The following is a 21,065-nucleotide window of genomic DNA, read 5'->3' on the forward strand; positions in this document are numbered from 1 at the left end:
ATTTAATTATTTCAAAAGTACCATTTTTTCTACAGCTGTAGCACTTCCTTTGCATTTTTCTTGATTTTGACTTTTTGCAAATATCTTAAAAATATACGTACCTTTTGCTACTGTAGAACCAAAATCATCTCTTCCGTCCCATTCTATAGCCTGGCGAGGAGTTCTAAAGCCTTGCAGGAACGGTTCCGCAACTACCGCCTGTGATAATGTTCTTACCAATCTTCCGGTAATTGTATAAATCTGTACATTCACATTTAAGATGTCATCACAGTTGTGTTCAAACTGAATGTACGTTTTATTGGTAAAAGGATTAGGCCAGTTCAGCGGACGGTTAATAGTCAGATGCTGATCAGATTCATCCTTAACTTCAAAATTTAACGTAGCAGTTGTTGAATTATTGTTTATGTCCCAAACTTTAAATGTGAGCTGGTGTTGTCCAATAGCTAAATTTTTAAATGGATAGGTTACATTTCCTTTTTGATAATCGGCAAGCCCCGGATTCAGGCATCCGTTTCCTTCTCCTGCAGCATAGAAATCATTTAAAACAACAGTATTAATAATTTGCCCGTCCAGATACACTGTAATATCGTGCCCCACACCGGATCCTGTAGAATTAATTCCCGTGTCATCCGTAAGGCAGGCAAGAAGCATTGGATTCTGATTGGTAATTCCTCCGTCTGCAAAATTGGTATTGTTCATATATAATTTTACTTTCGGAGGCTGGTTGTCATTCACTCCGTTAGGATTGATATCACCTACCTGTACTGCCTGGTTATTGAAAACATCGGTAACCTTATTGTCTGCATAGGTCAATATTCTTCCTTCTCCAACAGCATAATTGATGTCTTTAGGAACATAGAACTCTGCAGTGAATACGCCGTTTACGGCAGTACCTGCAGCTTTTACAATAGGACTTCCTTCCTCTGTATAATTTAAGACAGGAGATAGGGCCCCGTTGTTATTTAAGGTTTTTTTATTTAATCTCTTATCAAAGATATTAATGGAGACTCTCCCGTTAAAAGTATTGTTTAACGTACCATTCGGATTGTTGATATGACCTTTGATTTTTACAAAGTCCAATCCACGGATTAATCCCGGAACGGGAGTTTCAATATTATCAATCACCAAAAGCCTTTGCGGTCTGCTTAGCTTCATGGCAGGATCCCCCAGAAGGTTGACCTTTAAATGATTACTGTTGGCTCCTTTTTGTTTTTTAGCAATTAAATGGGCATATCCCAGGGTATCAAAATCATCATTGGTTAATTTAAAGATATTTTTAGTATAAATATCCGTAAAATCACGTCCGTAATCTACCCCGATGGCACGGCTGGAAGTAATCATGGCGGCAGCTCCTCCCTGTTTTAATTTAATAAACTGTTCGCCTGCAGAATAAGTGGCAGGGTCATCCCATAACGTAAACTCACAGGTAATGGTAGAAACAAAAGGGAATCTGCTGTAAATATTTGAAAAATTATTGGAATTCTGAATTTCCGTACTGGTCAGTACTCTCTCCTGGGCCCAGCCATTGATTCCTCCATGTCCGAAATAGAATAAATATAAGCTGTTTCCGATTGCATTGGTAATCCCCTGGGTGACCTGAGGGAATCTTGGTCCTGCCGCAGTACTTTGAGCAGGGAAGGCGTCCATATATAATTTTCTTACATTGTATTCCTTAAGATCCTGCTGCCCCGGTTGTTCAAAAATATTGACCAACGTATTATTCATTACATCATGGAAAGGACTTCCTCCATCCCGGTCATCATCCACCACAAAATCAAGTTTCATCCGCCATTCCCCAAAAGGACTGGATTGCCCGGAATGGGAATTATAATAGGCAAGAGTTTTGCTGATCATATCACCGGCTTCAGAGACATTGGCTGCGGGAATCCTTCCCACAGGAATATCCGGAAGGTTATTTTCAATAACGGATGCCGTTTGGGGCTGGGTCATTACAATATAGTCGTCGGTCACAAAAGAGGAAATAACATCTGAGGAATATTCACTCTGGTAGGAGGGAACTACATTGGTATTATTGGGAACCCTGTTTTTATAATCAAAAGAAGCGTCCCCGAGGATAAACACATACTTTAATTTTCCTTGTGTGGTATTGAGCTTCGTTACGAAATCCCTTATTGCAGTAAGATCTTTGCTTCCGCTTCCAAACTCTTCATAGATTTTATTGACATCTACTATTTCTACTTTATAATTATTTTTCGTCTGATGATAACTTGCCAGTCTCTGAGCTTGCCCCATCATTTCAGGAACCGTCAGGATCAGGTAATCTACATTCTGTAACGCAGAGAGGTTTTGATTGTTGACCCTTCCTACAAACTGGGGAGTGAAAGCAGCATCAGAACGGAATGCTACAAATTCATTATTGAAATACTGGTCGGAAGCAATATAACCAAAACTAAAAGTACCCGCTCCCGCTTTATTTACCTTCCTGCTGGCATTGGTGATATCGGTAACATCCCAAACCTGTTCTATATTGGAAGCATTGGAAATGCTGAAACCATAGTTGTTGTTGCTTCCGCTTACAATTGAGTAATCCCTGAAGTTCATTTGTGAACCGTTAAAGGTCAGGTTTTCCTTATATTGTACTTCTACATAATCCAGGTAGAAGACTCCGTTGGGGTTTACAGAAATATTGGGGTTATATGTAAAGGTAATCTGATTTCCTGTCAGGTTGGATATAGTCCCGAAATATTTTATTGGGAAAAAAACATATCCGTAAGTAGGCGTATCTGCAGGAACCGTATAGACTGACGGGTTTTTATCATTGATTTTGATTTCAATCGTATTCTGCTGTGCAGTGGAACCTATGACCCTGGTACCGTACCTGATGACATCTGTTGCCTGTATAGGAGAATTGGTCGTAAGTGTAATGGTCTTTTCCGTGCTGAAAGGAGCATCTTCCACCCAGGTTCTTCCTACTTTCATAAGATTCTTCTGATCATTATTGATTACCTGATAGCTGTCATATCTTGTAATCAGTTGGGCAGGAAGGTTGACATCCATGTTCTGAACTCTTTTTCCGGCACCTTTATCGAAATTAATATAATAGTAAGAAAAATCTTCGTATATATTTTTTACATTCTGGCTCCGGTCGGATCTGGTATCTGTTCTTTTAAATCCATTTCCATTGCTGGTACTGTATAAATTGTATCCGTCAGGACCCTGTGCATAGAAGAGAGCATAATCCTGATCATTCCATACCCCGTCATCTTCTCCCACTACCTGAATGGCATTTTCCTGCAGGGCATCATACCGTGGATCCTGGTTAAATTCAGGAAGCATAATTCCTCCGTTTCCATAAATTCTGAAATTTTTAGGATTAACAGATGCTGGATTAATTCCGTTATCCCTTAAAAACTGTGATGTAATTTTAAATATGCCGGACTTGTCAACCTTTATTTTATAAAAGTTTCCGCTGGATAAAGGATTATTGGTGGTTCCTATTTTGTTGACACCGCCTGTCATATTTAGCGGAGCTGAAGCTTCTGAAACATTGAAAGAAGATAATCTCTGAACACGCCCGTTCACATTTTTAAATAGAGCAACGTTGATGCTGGCATACCTTTCACCATCTACCGTATAATAGGAAACATCAGCAATATCATAATCCGGTAACGTGCTTTTTTCCAATTCGAACAAGTCTCTGTTGGAAACACTTTCCCATGCCAGATCAGAAACTTTCAACTGCTTTTCTCCAATTTTTTGTTTAGTTACTATAAAAACGTTATTTTGGCTAAACGAAAACCCCTCATTTTTAAAAATAGGGAGATTTAATTTTGTATCGCCAAAATCCTGAATTTTAGAGCCATTCCATTCTATGGTGTTTCTTTGAGCGTAAAGTGTTGATGCAAAAGCGATTAAAGATAAAAGCGTAATTTTTCGTTTCATGTTTACTATTGAAATTGCTAAATTACAAAATAAATGAAAAATTTAGAATTAAATTGTGATACAATAAAATTAATTTGTTAACGTTTTTCAAAAAAATCAAATCTTTATTTGATTTATTGAATAATTTATTTTTTCTTTGTACTTTGAAAATATTTATATCGACTATGAAAAAACTAAAGTTGTTTTCATTAATAGCATTGAGTTCTACACTTGCATTAACCAGCTGTGGCGGATCAGGGACCAGCAAAGGTGGCGGTACCAAAAAATTTGTCAGTAAAACAGGTTGGAAACCAAACGAAAAACAGGGTTGGTTTTTTGCAGGAAAGCAACAGAAGCAGAAAGGTTGGCCGGGAATGGTATATGTAGAAGGTGGAACTTTTACAATGGGATTAGTGAAAGATGATGTTATGCACGATTGGAATAATACACCACGCAGAATGCAGGTAAGTTCATTCTTTATCGGAGAAACTGAGATTACTAACTACGAATACCGCGAATACCTTACATGGTTGAAGTATGTATTCCCTCCAAGCGACCCTAGCTTCAAGGAAATCTATAACGGTGCTTTACCGGATACCTTGCTATGGGACAACAAATTATCTAGAAACGATTATAATGAAACTTATCTGCGCTCCCCGGAATTTGATTACTATCCGGTAGTGGGGGTTTCCTGGACCCAGGCAAACAGATACTGTGAATGGTTGACAGACAGAGCCAACGAAAAGGCTTTGATGCAGGCAGGTGTCATTGCAAAGGATCTATACATCAATGAATCCAACAACCAGGGAGGAACCGCATTCAATATGGATAAATTCAAATCGAATGATCCTGAGATGCAGGGATATATCAACGAAAAAAGATTGCAGCAAAAATCCGGTATGAAAACTACCAACCAGAGATTATTAGCTGCCAACAGAGCTCCGAACGCTGCAATGGTTCAGAAATTCAGACTTCCTACCGAAGTTGAATGGGAATATGCAGCTCTGGGAATGGCTAAAAATAGAGAATATAACCAGTACCTGGGTAAAAAACCTCAAATCGAAAGATTAAGAGGAACCAAAGGAAGAGACAGGGGAATGTTCCTTGAAAACTTCAAAATGGGTAAGGGTGATTATTCAGGAATCGCAGGATGGAAGAATGACGGATCTGCACAAACTTCAGATGTAAGACAATATCCATCTAATGATTTAGGAATCTATGGTATGTACGGTAACGTTGCAGAATGGACTGCTGATGTATACAGACCTATCATCGATGAAGATTACAACGACTTCAACTACTACAGAGGAAACATGCCTCAGGCTATTGTAAGAAACGGAGACGGAACTTACAAAATGATTGATGAGGGAACGATCAAATATGATACCCTTGCTGATGGCAGATTAGTATACAAAGGTCTTCCGGGACAATTCGAAAGAGAAACAATTGCTGATTACAGAAACTTCAGAGATGGTGACAGACAATCTTCTTTAGAGTACTACAGAGCTTCAGATTCTACTTCTTCTTTCGATATGTATAACTCTCCTAAAAAGAGATTTATTGTTGACGGAAACGGTAGGGTAAAAATGATGAAGGATACCAAAGACAGAACTTCAACAATTTCTAACGACATCAGGGTAGTAAAAGGAGGTTCATGGCAGGATACTGCATATTGGCTGGATCCGGGACAAAGAAGATATAAAAACCAAGGAAAAGCTTTCGGATGGATTGGCTTCCGTGTAGCACAAGATGCAAGGACTAACGACAAGAGTAGAACTCGAAGATAATATTTATCAAAAAATACTTACAAAAAACCTTCTGAACTTTCAGAAGGTTTTTTTATTTTTGAGCCATGAAATCGCTTTGGACTAAAAAGTATTATACACTCGTATAGCGATTGCATCAGACCTCTTAATAATATATATTTCCACATGAATATAGAACAGTTTTATCCTTTATTCTTACAGGCCAATAAAGTGACTATCGATAGCAGAAAAATCGCACAGAATGATATTTTCTTTGCCTTTTCGGGGGAAAATTTCAATGCCGCTACTTTAGCAGAAAAGGCGATCATTGACGGAGCTTTGGCAGTAATTGTCGAACAGCCTGAATATGAAAACAAGGATAAAAATATTTTCTGTGTAAGCTCTACCCTTGAGTTTTTACAGCAACTGGCAGTTTACCATAGAAACCGGCTTACGATTCCTTTCATCGGACTGACAGGAAGTAACGGGAAAACAACGACAAAAGAACTGATCCATGCTGTGCTTTCAGAAAAGTTTAATGTTCAGTATACCTTCGGAAATTTAAATAACCATATCGGAGTTCCCTTAACAATTCTTTCTGTTAAGCCTGAGCATGAGATAGCCGTAATAGAAATGGGTGCCAATCATCAAAAGGAAATCGAATTTTTATGTACCCTGTCACGACCTGATTTCGGGTATATAACAAACTTCGGAAAGGCACATCTGGAAGGATTTGGTGGTTTTGAAGGGGTTATCAAAGGTAAATCCGAATTGTATGATTACCTTAAAAACAACAATAAAACGATTATCGTTAATGAAAATGATCCTATTCAAGTTGAGAAAACCGCAAACTACCAGCCTGTAATTACTTTCGGGAAAGAAGGATCGGATTATAATTTTGAGTCTTTTACCGATGAACATTTTGTAGGGTTGGTGTATCAGGGAACCAGAGCCGTATCAAAATTAACGGGAGAATATAATTTTACCAACCTTTGTGCTGCAGCAAGCCTCGGCCTGTATTTCGATATCAGCTTTGAAAAAATAAAACATGCCATAGAGCAGTATGTTCCAACAAACATGCGTTCACAGGTAGTGAAAAAAGAAGGAAAAACAATGGTGCTGGATACGTATAACGCCAATCCGAGTTCAATGGCTGCATCTTTAAAGAATTTTATCACTTTTGAGGGCCGTAAAACCATTATTATCGGTGATATGCTGGAACTGGGCTCTGAAAGCGAAAAAGAACATCAGGATATACTAAAACTGGCTCAGGAACTGGGTTTTGATGAAATCATTACAGTAGGAAAACATTTTAAGGCTGTTCATCATTCAGATCTTGCTTTTGAGGATACTATGGCTTTAACCGAATATTTAAAACTGAATACCATTCAATCCGATAATATCCTGCTAAAAGGATCCAGGGGAGTAGCATTGGAGAAGGTGATTGAGTTTGTTTAGAGAAAGGAAGCTGGAAGCTGGGAGAGGGAAGTTATTGAAGTTGAGAGTATAGCTGGATTTCTTTCTAATTTAATTATCGGTTTTTGTTTGGAGAAAGGAAGCTGGAAGCTGGAAGAGGGAAGTTATGGAAGTGGAGTATAGCTGGATTTCTTTTTTTGATTTAATTATAGATTTTGCTGAAGATTGGAATTCTTGAAGATGGATGAAGAGCATCCCTGTTGATACATACAACAACCTTAAGAATTTTCGTTAAATAACCGCCAGAACTTAACCGGCGGACAGTACTTCCATCTTCATTCTTCCAGCTCCCCGCCAAAAAAATACCAGAGTTCCCTGTGCTTGAATTTTTTCATTAAATGTCCCTCAGAGCTAACCGCTGGACAGTACTCCCATCTTCATTCTTCCAGCTCCCGCCAAAAAATTACCGTTACTTGTGTTTGAATTTTTTCGTTAAATGACCGCCAGAACTTAACCGTCGGACAGTACTTCCATCTTCATTCTTCCAGCTCCCCGCCTAAACTATTTCTCCGAATCCCAAAATTCTTTGACAATAAGCTTAATATTCTGGAATGTACTTGGAAAAACCTCGCTCTCAATTTGTGGAATGGTTTTCCAGGCAACTTCAGTAATGCCTTCTTCTATTTGTGGTTTTGAAGTATCTTCACCATTAAAGTTCATTTCAAACCAGTGTGTGCATTTTAAGATTTTCTCACCATTTCTTTCTATATAAATATGGTAGGTTGTATTGATGAACTGTACCAGTTCTACATCCTTTAGTCCTGTTTCTTCTTCAATTTCCCTTACGGCAGACTCTTCCCGCGATTCTCCTTTTTCCATTTTCCCTTTGGGAAGATCCCATTTGCCCAGTCTCCTGATAAATAAGATTTTTCCTTCAGGATTATTGACAACTCCTCCTGCGGCTTCTATAATCCTGAACATCTTCTGGAATTCCTGCCATATTTCATCAATATTCTCACCGAAAACGTTTAAGTTCCTTCACCGAAGTATTCTCTAAAAGATCCAATGCAATCTCTAAAGTCATGTAACTTTCATACCTAAGCTTCTTTTCAAGGTCCTCAGGATGCTTAGATAGTAATAATTTTTTTTTCGTTGACAAAAACTTTATACATTTGTAAGAATTAAGAATTTAAATACAAAAATAAAAAATGAATTTAGAAGGACGAAAAATTATTGTCAATAAATCATCGAAAGAACTGGTTGAGCTGCTGAAGTCACCTGAAAATTATAAAGAATTTATGCCGGATGGTCTTCAAAAGTTTGAAACCAGAGATAACGGATTTAAATTTGGATTACAGGGAATGCCTGAAATTGCATTAAAAATAGATGAAGTTGATGATCAGAAAGCAGTATTAAAATCAGCAAGTTCAAGTTTGGATTTTTCATTGACAGCTACATTAAATCCTATCAGTGAAAATCAGACGGAAGTTCAGATGTTGTTTGAAGGAAAATTCAACCCATTCATTAAAATGATGGTAGAAAAACCATTACAGAACTTTATCAATACCCTGACAGATAAGATCGAAGCCTATAAATAATATATTAAAAAACCTTCAGCAATGAAGGTTTTTTTTGATTATGAGTTACCACACTTTGTGGCCTCTATGGTAGTTTTAACGGCTGTTCATTTGTTCCTGAATTTCTCAACTTTGCGCCTGATCCCGGAATTGTTGAAAAATAATTACAGCATAATTCCCGAGCAATGATCTGCGATACTTCCTGTGGCCGAAGAAAGAACATTGATTTCGTTATTCATTCTTAAAACGCCCATGAAGGCGAAAACTAAAGCCTCTTTATGTTCTATAATTTCTTTCACTGGAACAATAACTTCCGCAGATGTTTTACCCTTTATTTTTTCAATTAAAAAAGTATTGTAAGCTCCTCCGCCGGTAAAAAGAATATTCCTGATATTATAACGGTTGATCACGGTTGAAATTTGCTGGGCAATATGTTCTGTAAATGTTGCCAGTGAATTCTGGGTTTCTATATTTTCAAGTATGGGGAAAATATACTGGTTACACCATTCTATTCCCAGGGATTTTGGATGGTGCTGCCCATAGAAATCCAGTGAATTTAGCTTAGCTAACAAAACCTCGTCCACTTTTCCCTTCCGGGCAAGATCGCCTTGTTCGTCAAAGCTTTTACCCAGCTGCTGGGCCAGTTTATTTAAAACAATATTGACGGGTACAATATCAAAAGCTATTCTTTTGCCATTGCATGTCAGAGATATATTTGAAAAGCCGCCTAAGTTAAGACAGGCATGATATTCGGGGAAAAGCAATTCATCCCCTATAGGAACCAGCGGAGCCCCGTTTCCATTCATCAGTATATCCTGACTCCTGAAGTCATAAACTACAGGTAATCCGGTGGTGATTTTGATGGCACGGCCATCCCCGATCTGAAGGGTGAATTTTCTTTGAGGTTGATGAAAAACGGTATGGCCATGTGAGGCAATCAGACTGATGTTTTCAAGCTGGTACTTTTCTATAAACTGTAAAACCTGTTTTCCAAGATAGAATCCATATTCTGAGTGAAGCTCCAGTAATTCTTCTGCAGAAAGATGAATGGCATTTCTGAGCTTGCTTTCCCAACTTTCGGAGTAGGGGATAGTCTCTGTTTTCAGGATCTGAAATGTCCATTGTTCTTGCTTTTCAAATTCAGCAAGGCAAATGTCTAATCCGTCTAAGCTCGTTCCGGACATCAATCCTATAGCCAGGGTTTTCATAAATCGGGATTTATTTTTTATTTTCAGAAATTCTTTTTGAGCTGAAATCTCCGGAATTGTTGTAGAAGGTATATTCAGAAAAGTCATCCTTGGCAGTCATTCCATTGGCACCTACCAGAGTAGAACCGTCTTCCATCGTTACATACACCGTATCTTTAGTATAAATCCTGTTTTTTCTCTGGTCCCAGTAAATACTTTGCATGGCAAATTTTTGTCCTTCATTTGTGGTAATCCTCACATCCCCTTTTGCCTCGTAAAACTTTTTATAATCATAGAATTTAGCATACTTAGCTTTAATGGTTCCCGGGACGTTGGGCTTTTTCTTATCAAAAAACTGAATATCGATTCCTTTTCTGGCTACGGTATAAGCACTGTCTATTAGCTCATACTTTTCAATAATCGGAGCCTTGGCCTTTAATGTTACAAAACCGGAATCCCGTTGTACAATATTGGCATTGTTAATGATTTGTGAAGGGAAATTCTTACTTTGGTTTCCTTTGGCTTTGGTAAGATCTTCTTCACAGGATGTCAATATAAAAAATATAGCACAACTAAAAAGGCATGCTATATTTTTATATGATATTTTTTTAAAGAACTTCATTCTAGTTGTAAAGGGCTTTTCTGAACCACTTATCGGCAAAGTTAAAGCCAATTTTCAGATTGATGAAATTCTGGTTAATCAGGTTGTTTTTAAGAGTTCCCCTTTTACCAACTTCCACTCCAATTTCCAGTCCGCTCATCCTCGTAATACTACTGTTTTTGAATGGCAGCATCACACCGGCAGAAATACCGAATTTATTGATACTGGTTCCATTAGGATCAAGTTGTCCGTTTCCATTGATTGCCAGGTTACCTCTTTCATAGAAAGCACCATATCTGTAGATTACTCTTGAGAAGTAGCTTCTGAAGTTGTTGTAGTTTGGCAGGTACCATCCTCCGGCAGAAATTCTGTATGTATCCTGGAAGTCCCTGGTCTGGCCGAAATAAGTAATACTTTCTCCTTTTTTATAATCAAGCTGTCCTGAAACGAACCAATGGTTTTCACTTCCATATCCTACCCCCACAGATGCCTGTAGCGGAAGAAGGTTTTTAGAACTTACGCTTTTTTGCTCTATAATACTTTCATTTGCTTTTGTTCCGGCTGCATCAGTATACCTGTATGTGCTGTTGGTATATTCGGTGGTCATATTACTGGTGTTCCCGAAGGTTGCAGTAGCACCTATTGTAAATTTTTTGTCGGTACGGGTATTTAAAGTCTGATAGCTTGTACCCAGGGTAAAATTAAAATTTCTAACCCTGTTTTTGGTTTCATAACCATTAATGAATTCTGCATTTGCAGCACGGAACTCATTAAGATCATATAAATCCCCAAAATATAAATTGGCTCTCGCCCCTACTGAGAATTCCTGATTGATTTTGTAGGAAACTGCTACCTGAGCCGTATTCAGAGTACCGCTTCCTTTAAACGCATTCTGGTAAGCATTACCATCTACCGTTTGATTGGTTGTTATATCATAACTTTTGGAACTGTATGGTTGATAGGAAAGCCCCATCTTAACCTTTGAAGATAAAGGAAATGCCAAAGCAATATTAGAAAGATAAGTAGAATGCTTTGTAGATTTCATATCGTTGTAATTCGATTTGAAATAATTGTTTTCATTGGTAGCTTCCAGCCTGATGCTTGTAAGTTCAAAGTTGGCATTATTTGCAGGGTTTGCAAAGTTGAAACTACTGGTGAAATCACTTATAAAAGCCGTTGAGATACCTCCCATGGAAGCAGTTTCTATCGTATTATCATATTTTACATCCCCGATTCCGTATGCCGCATAAGGAGAGTTACTTAGACTCTGTGCATTTAGAAAATATCCAACTGATATGAATGATACTACAAAGATTTTTTTCATTCTTTATTTTTAAAACAATGCGCAAATATCTTAAATATTAATGAATTGTAAAAATTATATGTGGTTAAAGTTTGTTAAGGCTTGTTATAATGGGAAATTTTGAACGTTTAGGCGATTATGAACATGAATTTTTATTCAGGGAATTGTGAATGGTCCAAGAGCTTTGCCAGTGAACTGACGAACCGGCTCGTTTAAGAGAATAAAAGGCTGGAAGCAGGATGAAGAGGGCAGAAAGTTACTTTATCATTACTGAAAGTCTGCAATACGTTTAAACTTACTTTGAATAAGATAAACTGATGAATAGTTATCCTTTATGGCTTTTATAACTTCTATCTTTTAACTCCCGGCTTCCAACCTGATTAATTTATTCACTATTGATTTTCTATAGCAAAAATTGAGCATTGTATGGTCTCTTCTTCTCCAGTTTTTTTATCTTTGGGACATGAATTGGGAGAATATCGCCGGACAAGATTATCTTAAAAAACTTCTCAGGGACAGCATTGCTGAAAACCGGGTAAGCCATGCCCAGCTTTTCGTAGGAAAAGAAGGATATGGAACATTACCTATTGTATTAGCTTATGCACGCGAAATTTTAAATCAGGAGAATGAGCATGCTGCCTCAAAGGTGGAACATCTTAACCATCTGGACCTGCATTTTAGCTTTCCTGTTTTTACAGATAATAAAAACTCATTAAGCAAAAATAAATTTGAAGAATTCAGGGAAATGATTCTGGCAACTCCATATGCAAGTTATGATGACTGGGCTGCCTTTCTGGAATCTGAAAATAAACAGCTTTTTATTTCTGCAGATGAAATTGATGATCAGAACCAAAAATTCTCCCTGAAAAGTTTCGAAGGAGGAACTAAAATCCTTATCGTCTGGAGGGCTGATAAGATGAATGTGGCAGCTTCCAACAAATTTTTAAAATTTTTGGAAGAACCTCCGGCAAAAACAGTCATTCTCCTGACAGCAGAAAGTACCAATGATATTCTTCCCACCATTCTTTCCAGAACACAGGTAGTTGAAGTTCCGAGAATTAAAGATGAGGATCTCGAAAATTACCTTACAAAGAATTTCTCCGTTTCCGGAGAAAAAGTGCGGGAAATTGTTCATGAAGCTCAGGGAAATCTTAATGATGCCGTTAAACTATTGAATTCAGGAGATAAAACGAATGAGTTTGAACAGCTGTTTGTACAATGGGTCCGGGACGCGTTTATGGTAAAAAAGAAACCGGAATACCTTAAAAGCATCATTTTCTGGGCCAGGGAAATTGCAGGATGGAACAGGGAAAAACAGAAAAATTTCTTAAATTATTGCTCTGAAATTTTCAGGCTGGCATTGCTTCAGAATTACCAGTCAGAAGGCTTGGTGTATAAAAAAATCAATGCCAATGGATTCAACTGGACGGGGTTTTCAAAATTCATCAGTGGAGCGAATATCGAAAGTATCCTGGAGGAAATAAATACTGCTGACCTTCATTTAACCCGGAATGGCAATCCTAAGATCGTTTGGACAGATCTCGGAATAAAGCTGTCAAGATACATTCATAAAAACGTATAAAATTTTCACCAGGGAGGGAGCTATCTGCTGAATTTTAAAATATTCATAAAAGTCCGGGTAACAACCGGACTTTCTGATTTCTATACATTTCGGAAACTTTTGAGTTTACATTTGTCCTTTACAATAAGCTGTTTCCATTTATTTCTAAAATGATCACAGTTACAGCCAGAACCTTAACACTTATTGATTGGTTATTTCTTTGTCCTTGAGGCTTTAGTATATTTAAACAGGACTGAAGGATTTCTATGAAACTTCCGGGTCATTATTCAACATTATTAAACAAAACTATAGTATGAAAACAATCAAAACTTTTGCAAGTCTGCTTCTTTTATCAGGAGTGGGTTTTTCCGTTTCTGCTCAGAATGTATGGACAGGTACCACTATACCGACGACTACTTCCGGAAATGTGGGAATAGCCAATGCAACTCCGGCTTCACGCCTGGATATCAATAGCAATTCTTCGGTTTCTGCATTGAAAATAACGCACGGATATAAAGCCATAGTTGGCAGTAACGTCCCCAATATTACGGAAATTTATACCTATCCCACTAATCTGCTTCCAACTCCCAGTCCGTCATTGATCAACTGGCTGACCTACGGTGGTGTTTTCGGATTGCGTTCTTTATCTAATACAGTGAATGAAGACAGAATGATGTATAATGATAAAGACGGGAACTTAAAATCATCCAACCTGATTATGTATTCAAGTCCTTCTTTTGGTAATGGGACACTTATCAATTCTATCAGAGGAGTTGCCTATTTAAATTTCCTGAATGGAGGTAATGGCTCAGGATGCGGTTTTTGTACCATATCAGGAGGCAACAATGGAATTTATATAGCCGGGTTGGGAGTAGGTACTGATGCCTCTTCTACCTTTGCATTGGATGTGTACGGTACTGTTCGGGGGCAAGCCTTTGTTACCACTTCTGATAAAAGGTTAAAAGATAATATCAGACCTTTAAAAGAAGGGCCTTCCGGCTTATTGAATATCAGTTCGTATTCATACACTTTAAAAAATAAAAATCAGAATGGAAATACCTACAGAAATACAGACACTGAAAAACTGCATTTTGGTTTTATGGCACAGGAAGTGGAAAAGGAGTTTCCTAACCTTGTCAGCAAAGATGAAGAAGGAAATTATGCGCTTAATTACATTGAATTTATACCATTATTACTTAATGAACTGAAAGATCAGAAAAAAGAAATTAATGAATTAAAAACTAAAATGGAAGCCATGGAAGCGAAGATCAGTACTCTTTCAGAAGGAAAAGCGACGCGGGCATTGAATGAAAAAACTCCGGTACCATATTCATTAGAGCAAAATGTTCCCAATCCTTTTAACCAGGAGACCGTTATTAAGTTTAATGCTGAGGGTACAGATCTTAAAATCGGCATATACGATCTCGGAGGGAGACAGCTTCAGACTATTCCCGTCAAAAAAGGGGAAAGGCAGATCAGTGTTTCTGCCCGTATATTGACTCCGGGAACCTATATTTATAACCTGATAGCAGATGGTAAAGTTGTAGATTCTAAAAAAATGATTGTTACAAATTAAATCCTTTTATCTTAATTTCTAAGCAAGACTCCGGCAAACGCCGGAGTTTTTATTTAAAGTCTCGTTTTCTCGTTGCGGCTGACTTTCTAACAGCTTTAATAAGATGTCAACAATATTTATTTTTTTCATAGAAAACGTCTTCTGTCAGTAATATATTAAATCTATATTAAAAAATCAATCAATCGTTTGATTTTCTTTAAAACTTGTGTAAATTTGCGCCCTGAAAATAGAAGTGATATGATTTCAAAAGAAGAAAATATATTATTTGCAGCTGAAAAACTTTTTGCAGAAAAAGGTTTTGACGGGACTTCCACCAGGGAAATTTCCAGGGCGGCAAATGTAAATATCTCTATGATCTCTTACTATTTTGGGTCAAAAGAAAAACTTTATGAGAAGCTGGTAGAATACAGGATGAATGAAGGGCAGTTTTTCTCAAGGGATATTGTTGAAAGAACAGATCTGAACGAATGGCAGAAGATTGAAAAAATAATAGATCAGTTTTCCAATAGAATAAGAAACCAGAAATGTTTTTACAGGATTATGCAACGGGAACAGCTTCATACTGACAACCCGCAGATCGTAGCATTTTTGAAAGAAACCAAAATGTCATTCCTTTCCATGTACTCCCGGATACTGGAGAGTGGATTGAAAAGCGGTGTTTTTACAAAGAATCCCCCTATTTATCTGCTGCATTCCACAATAAGCGGAACATTATTTTATGCGTTCAATGCCAAAGAAATGTACAAGGAATTCCTGAATAATACAGAAGATGAGGAGGTTTTTGATGCAAAATTTTATACAGAGCTTAATAAACATATAAAACATTTACTAAAAGACCTTTTAGGTTATGAAGAGAATAAATAACTCAGTGATTGCATTGGCACTATTCATAGGAATAGCCAATGTAAATGCTCAGGAGAAAAGAATCCTTTCTCTTGACGAAGCTGTGCGGCTGGGAATCCAGAACAGCAAGAATCTTAAGATCGATGCAGCCAAAATTGAAGAGGCTACTGCTGATCTTTTGGAAGCTAAAAACAGACAGTTGCCGGAATTGAAAGTCTCCGGAAGCTATATGTATCTTCCGATAAAACCCAATGTGGATATTAAATTACCCGGTGTTTCAGGCGGAGCAGGAGGGCCTGAAATCCATCAGGTCCTTTACGGATCTGCCAACTTAAGCGTTCCTATTTACAGTGGCGGCCGGATTAAATATGGGATCCAGTCTGCAAAATACCTGGTGGAGGCAGCAAAGCTTAGTACAGAAAACGATAAAACAGCAATTGCCTATAATGTAGCTCAGGCTTACAACAATTTGTTCAAAGCAAACCAGTCTATCAAGGTTTTTGAAGAAAACCTGGCTGCTTCCCAAAAAAGAGATGAAACTTTCCTTAAAATGGAAAACAACGGATTAATTGCCAGAAACGACAGGTTAAAAGCAAACCTTCAGACTTCAAATATTGAACTTCAGCTGTTGGAAGCAAGAAATAACTACAATATTGCCAATATCAATATGGATTTGCTGCTGGGACTTCCTGAAACAACTGAAATAGAAGTGGATCAGAATTATATTGAAGAAGGAGCAGATATCAAACCCGTAGATTTTTACGTAAATCAGGCCAGAGAAAACCGCAAGGATTTACAGGCTTTGGCCCAGCAAAGAAAAGCAGCAGAATTGGGAACAAGGGCTGCAAAAGCTGAAAATCTACCATCCATAGCCTTTACAGGAGGATATGTAGCAGCAGACATTCCGAAATTTCTTACCGTATATAATGCTGTGAACGTGGGAGTCGGAATATCTTATAACCTGTCCAATATCTGGAAAGAAAATTCATCATTGAGGCAGTCCCAGGCCAGAGAAAAACAATTGGCGGCTACGGATGAATTACTGAATGATAATATTAAGCTTGACGTCAACAGGGAATATCAGAATAATGATTATTCAAAAAAGAGAATTTCAGTTTTTGAAAAATCTGCGGAACAGGCTAATGAAAATTACAGAATTACCAAAAATAAATACGACAACGGCCTTGCTACGATGACCGAGTTATTGGATGCAGATGCAGCTCAGATTGCTGCCAATATCGGGGTAATCAATGCAAAAGCAGACGCTGCATTGGCGTACAGAAAACTATTACAGACAACAGGAACTTTAACAATTAAATAATCAGATCGAAATCAACATGGAAAATAATAATACACAGGCAGCTGAACCTAAAAAGAAAAAAAGCTTAGTTTTTCCTATCATTTTAGCAGCTGTAGTAATCGGAGGAGGAATCTATGGTTACAGAGCCTATACTTACGGGCAGTACCATGAAGAAACCGATGACGCTCAGATTGCTTCGAATATGGCCCCGGTAATTTCTAAAATATCCGGATATGTGGCAGAAGTAAAGGTAAAAGACAACCAGTTCGTTAAAAAAGGCGATACCCTGGTAATTCTGGATAACAGGGACCAGAAGATGGCTCTTGAACAGGCACAGGCAGCTTTGACTACAGCCAGAAGCAATATTTCTACTGCGGAAGCTACCACTACTGCTACTTCTAAAAATATCAACAGTTCAGAGGCAGCTGTAGCAACGGCTAACGCCCAGATTGAAGCGGCAAAGGTAAACGTATGGAAAACTTCACAGGACCTGAAAAGATATGCCAACCTTGTAAAAGATCATTCTATAACGGAGCAGCAATATGAGCAGGCTCTGGCGGCAAAACAATCTGCAGATAAACAGCTTCAGGTGTTGGTTGAGCAAAGAAACCAGATCGCTCAGCAGACCACTATTGCATCTTCTCAGACTGCAGCTAGTTCACAACAGATCAGTGTAGCCAATTCTGTAGCCAAACAAAGAGAGGTGGATGTGGAAAATGCCAGATTAAATTTGTCATATACTGTAATCTTGGCTCCTGAGGATGGATACGTGGGAAAAGTACCAACACAGGCAGGTCAGTATCTGCAGGCAGGAGCCCAATTGTTTGCTTTGGTTAAAAATGACCAGAAATGGGTAGTTGCCAATTTTAAAGAAACCCAGGTAGATAAAATGGTGGAGGGACAAAAAGTGAAAATTGAAATTGATGCTTTCCCAGATAAAGAATTTGAAGGAGTGGTAAGCTCATTCTCTCCGGCAACGGGAGCTACATTTTCAATATTGCCTCCGGATAATGCGAGTGGTAACTTTGTAAAAGTTGTTCAGAGGCTTCCTGTAAAAATTGATTTTGTAAACCTTGATAAGAATATTGCAAAAAGATTGAGAACAGGAATGAATGTGAAAGCAGAAGTTTCGCTTAAATAGTCTTCATGTACTTATGTAGTGTATTAATAGCTGATTTGAAATAAAATCAGAAAGGTTGATCAATAGAACTTCGCTTAAAATAGCTAAAGCCAAGTCTATTAAGATCATTAATACATCGTACATTTTACATTCATACAAACACTCGTACAAAACTTATGCAAGAATCATTAGTAGAATATGGAGCCAGGAGGGTAATCATTACGATTACGGCGATCCTTTGTGCTTTGCTTGAAATTGTGGACTCCACGATTGTAAACGTTGCCCTTAACGAAATGAAGGGTAACCTGGGGGCCACTCTTTCCGAGGTAGGCTGGGTAATTACCGCTTATGCCATTGGGAACGTAATTATTGTACCGATGACGAGCTGGCTTTCCCAGCAATTCGGACGTAGAAATTACTTTGCGGCCTCCATTATCATATTTACCGTATTTTCATTTTTATGTGGAAATGCTACCAACATCTGGGAACTGGTATTCTTCAGATTGATGCAGGGAATCGGTGGAGGAGCCTTATTGGTTACCTCGCAGACGATTATTACAGAGTCTTATCCGATTGAAAAAAGAAGTATGGCTCAGGCTATTTATGGTTTGGGGGTGATTATCGGGCCTACGTTAGGGCCACCCCTTGGAGGATATATCGTGGATAACTATAGCTGGCCGTATATTTTTTATATCAATATTCCTATCGGGATTGCAGCAACTCTGATGACACTGCAATTTGTAAGAAGTCCGAAATATGCTGAAAAACGTAAAGTTTCGGATGTTGACTGGATTGGGATTGCCTTACTGGCTGTGACCGTAGGATCACTGCAGTTCATTTTGGAAAGAGGCCATGAAGAAGACTGGTTTGCCAGCGGAATGATTGTAGCCTTTACCGTAGCAGCTGTGCTGGGATTTATATTATTCCTATGGAGGGAGCTTACTTTCAAGTATCCGATCGTAGAGCTCAGGGTATTGAAAAATGGTAATTTAAGAATCGGAACGGTGATGTCATTTGTGTTAGGGTTTGGATTGTATGGTTCCACATTCATCGTTCCGCTTTATACACAGAGTATCCTGGGCTGGACGGCACTTCAGTCCGGAGCGTTAATGATTCCTGCCGCCCTCACGACAGCTTTCATGATGCCTATTATCGGAAAATTGCTGACAAAAGGTGCCAAACAGCAGATTTTAGTTTCCTTGGGATTGTTTATCTTCTTTATCTATAGTTTCTGGGGGTATAAAATTCTGACCCCTGACACCAGTAAAGATGCTTTCTTCTGGATGTTGATCGTACGGGGGGCAGGCCTTGGGTTATTGTTCATTCCGATTACCTCTTTGTCATTGAGTACCCTGAAAGGTCAGGAAATTGGTCAGGGAGCAGCCTTTACAGGAATGATGAGACAGCTGGGCGGATCATTTGGTATTGCAGCAATTACTACTTTTATTGCCAATGCCGGCCAGAAATACAGGAATAACTTAATTTCCCACCTGGACGAAAACAGTTTTGATGTTCAGCAAAGACTGAATGCACTGAAAGCAAGTTTTGTAGCTAAGGGAATGACCCCTGATGCAGCAATGAACGCTGCTTATAAAATGCTGGATCTATCCGTAACCAAACAGGCAACAGTATTGTCGTATATGGATGTATTTCTTTACCTCGGCGTAATATTTTTAATATGCATTCCGTTTATCTTGTTTATTAAAGAAAGAAAAAGTAAAGAAAAAATAGATTTGAGTGAAGCCATGCACTAAATTATAAAACCTTCGGAAGTTTTCGAAGGTTTTTTTATGCTGCAATATTAACGATGTGTTATTTTGCATTAATAAATTGTAGATTTTTCAATAAAGCAATATCACCTGTTGGAGAATTTATTTATTTTTTTTAAATTTACAGTACCAAATGCAAAAATATGAATAGATTCCCTCACCTTCAGCATACCTTTTCAAAAGGTAAATACCGGCGTTTTTCCAACGGCGTTTTTTAAGGCATACCAATTGATAACATTATTGATAATATCTACCTCTGTACCGGATAAAATATTATCTGCTGTCTGCAACCCTATACCATATGCTTGGCAGGTTTTATTATAAAAAACATTTATTTTTTACAAGATAATGAATGGATAGCAGGGAAGTCACAGCTTAGGAAATTAACCCTGTATTCCTTTTAAAAACTATAAACTAACGACATCATGAAAACCAATCATAACAGTTATGATACTCCTGGGCAGAGCTCTGTCAGCATAGAAACTTTTCCTATGAATGCAGGGAAACTACCAGAAACGTTTGTTGCCTTATCAGACTTCCGGAAAAATGATATTTACCTTCCCGGAATGGACAAGGAGCAGATCATTTCAGATTTTTTTCCTGGGACTTTCACAGAACTGGTTCAGCGTCTCTCAGATATAACAGGCGGATTCTATGGAGGATTGCTGAAAGAAGTTGAAAAAAATATGGGCAGTGAAGCGGTTGACAAACTTTCGAGTGCTTTCATGTATAATCTGGGGTCTACAATGGCTTCACGGAACTTAGCCGCAAAACCCCATCTCAAACCCGGTATTCCTGCGGTAGCAAAAATATTAATAGGAGCAGTTTTTACATCCAGTCCCGAATATAGTTTCGAGTTTAAAGAATTAAATGATCACAAAGTTGAATTGTTGATACAAGGAGTAGACCGCTACCACAAAATTGCTCAAAGTCTTGACATTGACAGACTGTTAAAATGGCCGGTCATAAAACCTTTTGTACAAGGTGTTTGCGATACTATGGGGCTGGATGTTTTACTTGAAATGAAAGTATTGAAACTTCATTCAGATAGCTCCTGCTGTTACTTAACTACCATATCCGGGAAATAACAGATTCTTGATTTTAAAATTCAGTAATGGCGGACTTTAGCCCGCCATTACTCTATTATAATCCGTTATTGGCTTTAGCCAACACTTAAAAATGATA

15 protein-coding genes are annotated in these 21,065 nt (G+C 38.1%); 10 read left to right on the plus strand and 5 right to left on the minus strand.

The genetic code is table 11. From position 1 onward, the window contains the following. Positions 1–6: 6 nt before the first annotated feature. A complete protein-coding gene (porU, locus tag HX13_RS04945; RefSeq protein ID WP_050020139.1) occupies positions 7–3,903 on the minus strand; it encodes a type IX secretion system sortase PorU in 3,897 nt (1,298 codons plus the stop codon). 164 nt (positions 3,904–4,067) lie between these two features. Here porU and gldJ point away from each other — a divergent pair, with 164 nt between their 5' ends. After that, positions 4,068–5,669, plus strand: a complete 1,602-nt coding sequence (gene gldJ, locus HX13_RS04950) for a gliding motility lipoprotein GldJ (protein WP_050020140.1) — start codon at positions 4,068–4,070, stop codon at positions 5,667–5,669. Positions 5,670–5,813: 144 nt separating this feature from the next. Continuing rightward, positions 5,814–7,085, plus strand: coding sequence for a UDP-N-acetylmuramoyl-tripeptide--D-alanyl-D-alanine ligase (locus tag HX13_RS04955; protein ID WP_050020141.1), 1,272 nt, complete (start codon positions 5,814–5,816; stop codon positions 7,083–7,085). Positions 7,086–7,604: 519 nt separating this feature from the next. Here HX13_RS04955 and HX13_RS04960 read toward each other — a convergent pair. After that, on the minus strand, positions 7,605–8,024 hold the full coding sequence (locus HX13_RS04960) for an NUDIX hydrolase (RefSeq protein WP_238555041.1): 420 nt from the start codon (positions 8,022–8,024) through the stop codon (positions 7,605–7,607). A gap of 227 nt (positions 8,025–8,251) precedes the next feature. On the opposite strand from HX13_RS04960, the gene HX13_RS04965 reads away from it, so the two are divergent. Further along, positions 8,252–8,641 (plus strand): SRPBCC domain-containing protein, encoded by a 390-nt coding sequence (locus tag HX13_RS04965; protein ID WP_050020142.1) that lies wholly within the window; start codon positions 8,252–8,254, stop codon positions 8,639–8,641. Positions 8,642–8,784: 143 nt separating this feature from the next. Here HX13_RS04965 and HX13_RS04970 read toward each other — a convergent pair whose 3' ends face one another. Genes HX13_RS04970 through HX13_RS04980 form a run of 3 tightly spaced genes read right to left on the minus strand, consistent with a single transcriptional unit; the run spans position 8,785 to position 11,732 of the window. Further along, a complete protein-coding gene (locus HX13_RS04970; RefSeq protein ID WP_050020469.1) occupies positions 8,785–9,828 on the minus strand; it encodes an anhydro-N-acetylmuramic acid kinase in 1,044 nt (347 codons plus the stop codon). Positions 9,829–9,838: 10 nt separating this feature from the next. Continuing rightward, positions 9,839–10,429: an LPS export ABC transporter periplasmic protein LptC gene (gene lptC, locus HX13_RS04975; protein WP_050020143.1), complete on the minus strand. Its 591-nt coding sequence runs from the start codon at positions 10,427–10,429 to the stop codon at positions 9,839–9,841. Position 10,430: 1 nt separating this feature from the next. Further along, complete coding sequence (locus HX13_RS04980) at positions 10,431–11,732, minus strand: hypothetical protein (RefSeq protein ID WP_050020144.1); 1,302 nt, start codon at positions 11,730–11,732, stop codon at positions 10,431–10,433. 442 nt (positions 11,733–12,174) lie between these two features. On the opposite strand from HX13_RS04980, the gene HX13_RS04985 reads away from it, so the two are divergent. The 7 genes from HX13_RS04985 to HX13_RS05015 all read left to right on the plus strand — a co-directional run bounded on the left by HX13_RS04985 (position 12,175) and on the right by HX13_RS05015 (position 20,968). Continuing rightward, positions 12,175–13,293: an ATP-binding protein gene (locus HX13_RS04985; RefSeq protein WP_050020145.1), complete on the plus strand. Its 1,119-nt coding sequence runs from the start codon at positions 12,175–12,177 to the stop codon at positions 13,291–13,293. A 292-nt stretch (positions 13,294–13,585) separates the two neighbouring features. Then, entirely contained in the window at positions 13,586–14,848 is a 1,263-nt protein-coding gene (locus HX13_RS04990) for a tail fiber domain-containing protein (RefSeq protein WP_050020146.1), read from the plus strand. A 237-nt stretch (positions 14,849–15,085) separates the two neighbouring features. Then, on the plus strand, positions 15,086–15,712 hold the full coding sequence (locus HX13_RS04995) for a TetR/AcrR family transcriptional regulator (protein ID WP_050020147.1): 627 nt from the start codon (positions 15,086–15,088) through the stop codon (positions 15,710–15,712). Further along, on the plus strand, positions 15,696–17,012 hold the full coding sequence (locus tag HX13_RS05000; RefSeq protein WP_050020148.1) for a TolC family protein: 1,317 nt from the start codon (positions 15,696–15,698) through the stop codon (positions 17,010–17,012). Before HX13_RS04995 ends, HX13_RS05000 begins: the two co-directional genes overlap by 17 nt. A gap of 16 nt (positions 17,013–17,028) precedes the next feature. Further along, positions 17,029–18,132: an HlyD family secretion protein gene (locus HX13_RS05005; protein WP_050020149.1), complete on the plus strand. Its 1,104-nt coding sequence runs from the start codon at positions 17,029–17,031 to the stop codon at positions 18,130–18,132. 155 nt (positions 18,133–18,287) lie between these two features. Continuing rightward, positions 18,288–19,865 carry a DHA2 family efflux MFS transporter permease subunit gene (locus HX13_RS05010; RefSeq protein WP_050020150.1) on the plus strand — a complete coding sequence of 526 codons (1,578 nt, stop codon included), beginning with the start codon at positions 18,288–18,290 and terminating at the stop codon, positions 19,863–19,865. A 440-nt stretch (positions 19,866–20,305) separates the two neighbouring features. Beyond that, a complete protein-coding gene (locus HX13_RS05015; protein ID WP_050020151.1) occupies positions 20,306–20,968 on the plus strand; it encodes a hypothetical protein in 663 nt (220 codons plus the stop codon). Positions 20,969–21,065: the final 97 nt, after the last annotated feature.

It is taken from the genome of Chryseobacterium sp. P1-3, from assembly GCF_000738495.1.
GTDB classification, from domain to species: Bacteria; Bacteroidota; Bacteroidia; order Flavobacteriales; family Weeksellaceae; genus Chryseobacterium; species Chryseobacterium gallinarum.

Bases quoted from the DNA above. Each gene is read 5' to 3' on its own strand.
- porU (WP_050020139.1), bottom strand. From the start codon at position 3,903: ATGAAACGAAAAATTACGCTTTTATCTTTAATCGCTTTTGCATCAACA.
- gldJ (WP_050020140.1), top strand. From the start codon at position 4,068: ATGAAAAAACTAAAGTTGTTTTCATTAATAGCATTGAGTTCTACACTT.
- HX13_RS04955 (WP_050020141.1), top strand. From the start codon at position 5,814: ATGAATATAGAACAGTTTTATCCTTTATTCTTACAGGCCAATAAAGTG.
- HX13_RS04960 (WP_238555041.1), bottom strand. From the start codon at position 8,024: ATGTTCAGGATTATAGAAGCCGCAGGAGGAGTTGTCAATAATCCTGAA.
- HX13_RS04965 (WP_050020142.1), top strand. From the start codon at position 8,252: ATGAATTTAGAAGGACGAAAAATTATTGTCAATAAATCATCGAAAGAA.
- HX13_RS04970 (WP_050020469.1), bottom strand. From the start codon at position 9,828: ATGAAAACCCTGGCTATAGGATTGATGTCCGGAACGAGCTTAGACGGA.
- lptC (WP_050020143.1), bottom strand. From the start codon at position 10,429: ATGAAGTTCTTTAAAAAAATATCATATAAAAATATAGCATGCCTTTTT.
- HX13_RS04980 (WP_050020144.1), bottom strand. From the start codon at position 11,732: ATGAAAAAAATCTTTGTAGTATCATTCATATCAGTTGGATATTTTCTA.
- HX13_RS04985 (WP_050020145.1), top strand. From the start codon at position 12,175: ATGAATTGGGAGAATATCGCCGGACAAGATTATCTTAAAAAACTTCTC.
- HX13_RS04990 (WP_050020146.1), top strand. From the start codon at position 13,586: ATGAAAACAATCAAAACTTTTGCAAGTCTGCTTCTTTTATCAGGAGTG.
- HX13_RS04995 (WP_050020147.1), top strand. From the start codon at position 15,086: ATGATTTCAAAAGAAGAAAATATATTATTTGCAGCTGAAAAACTTTTT.
- HX13_RS05000 (WP_050020148.1), top strand. From the start codon at position 15,696: ATGAAGAGAATAAATAACTCAGTGATTGCATTGGCACTATTCATAGGA.
- HX13_RS05005 (WP_050020149.1), top strand. From the start codon at position 17,029: ATGGAAAATAATAATACACAGGCAGCTGAACCTAAAAAGAAAAAAAGC.
- HX13_RS05010 (WP_050020150.1), top strand. From the start codon at position 18,288: ATGCAAGAATCATTAGTAGAATATGGAGCCAGGAGGGTAATCATTACG.
- HX13_RS05015 (WP_050020151.1), top strand. From the start codon at position 20,306: ATGAAAACCAATCATAACAGTTATGATACTCCTGGGCAGAGCTCTGTC.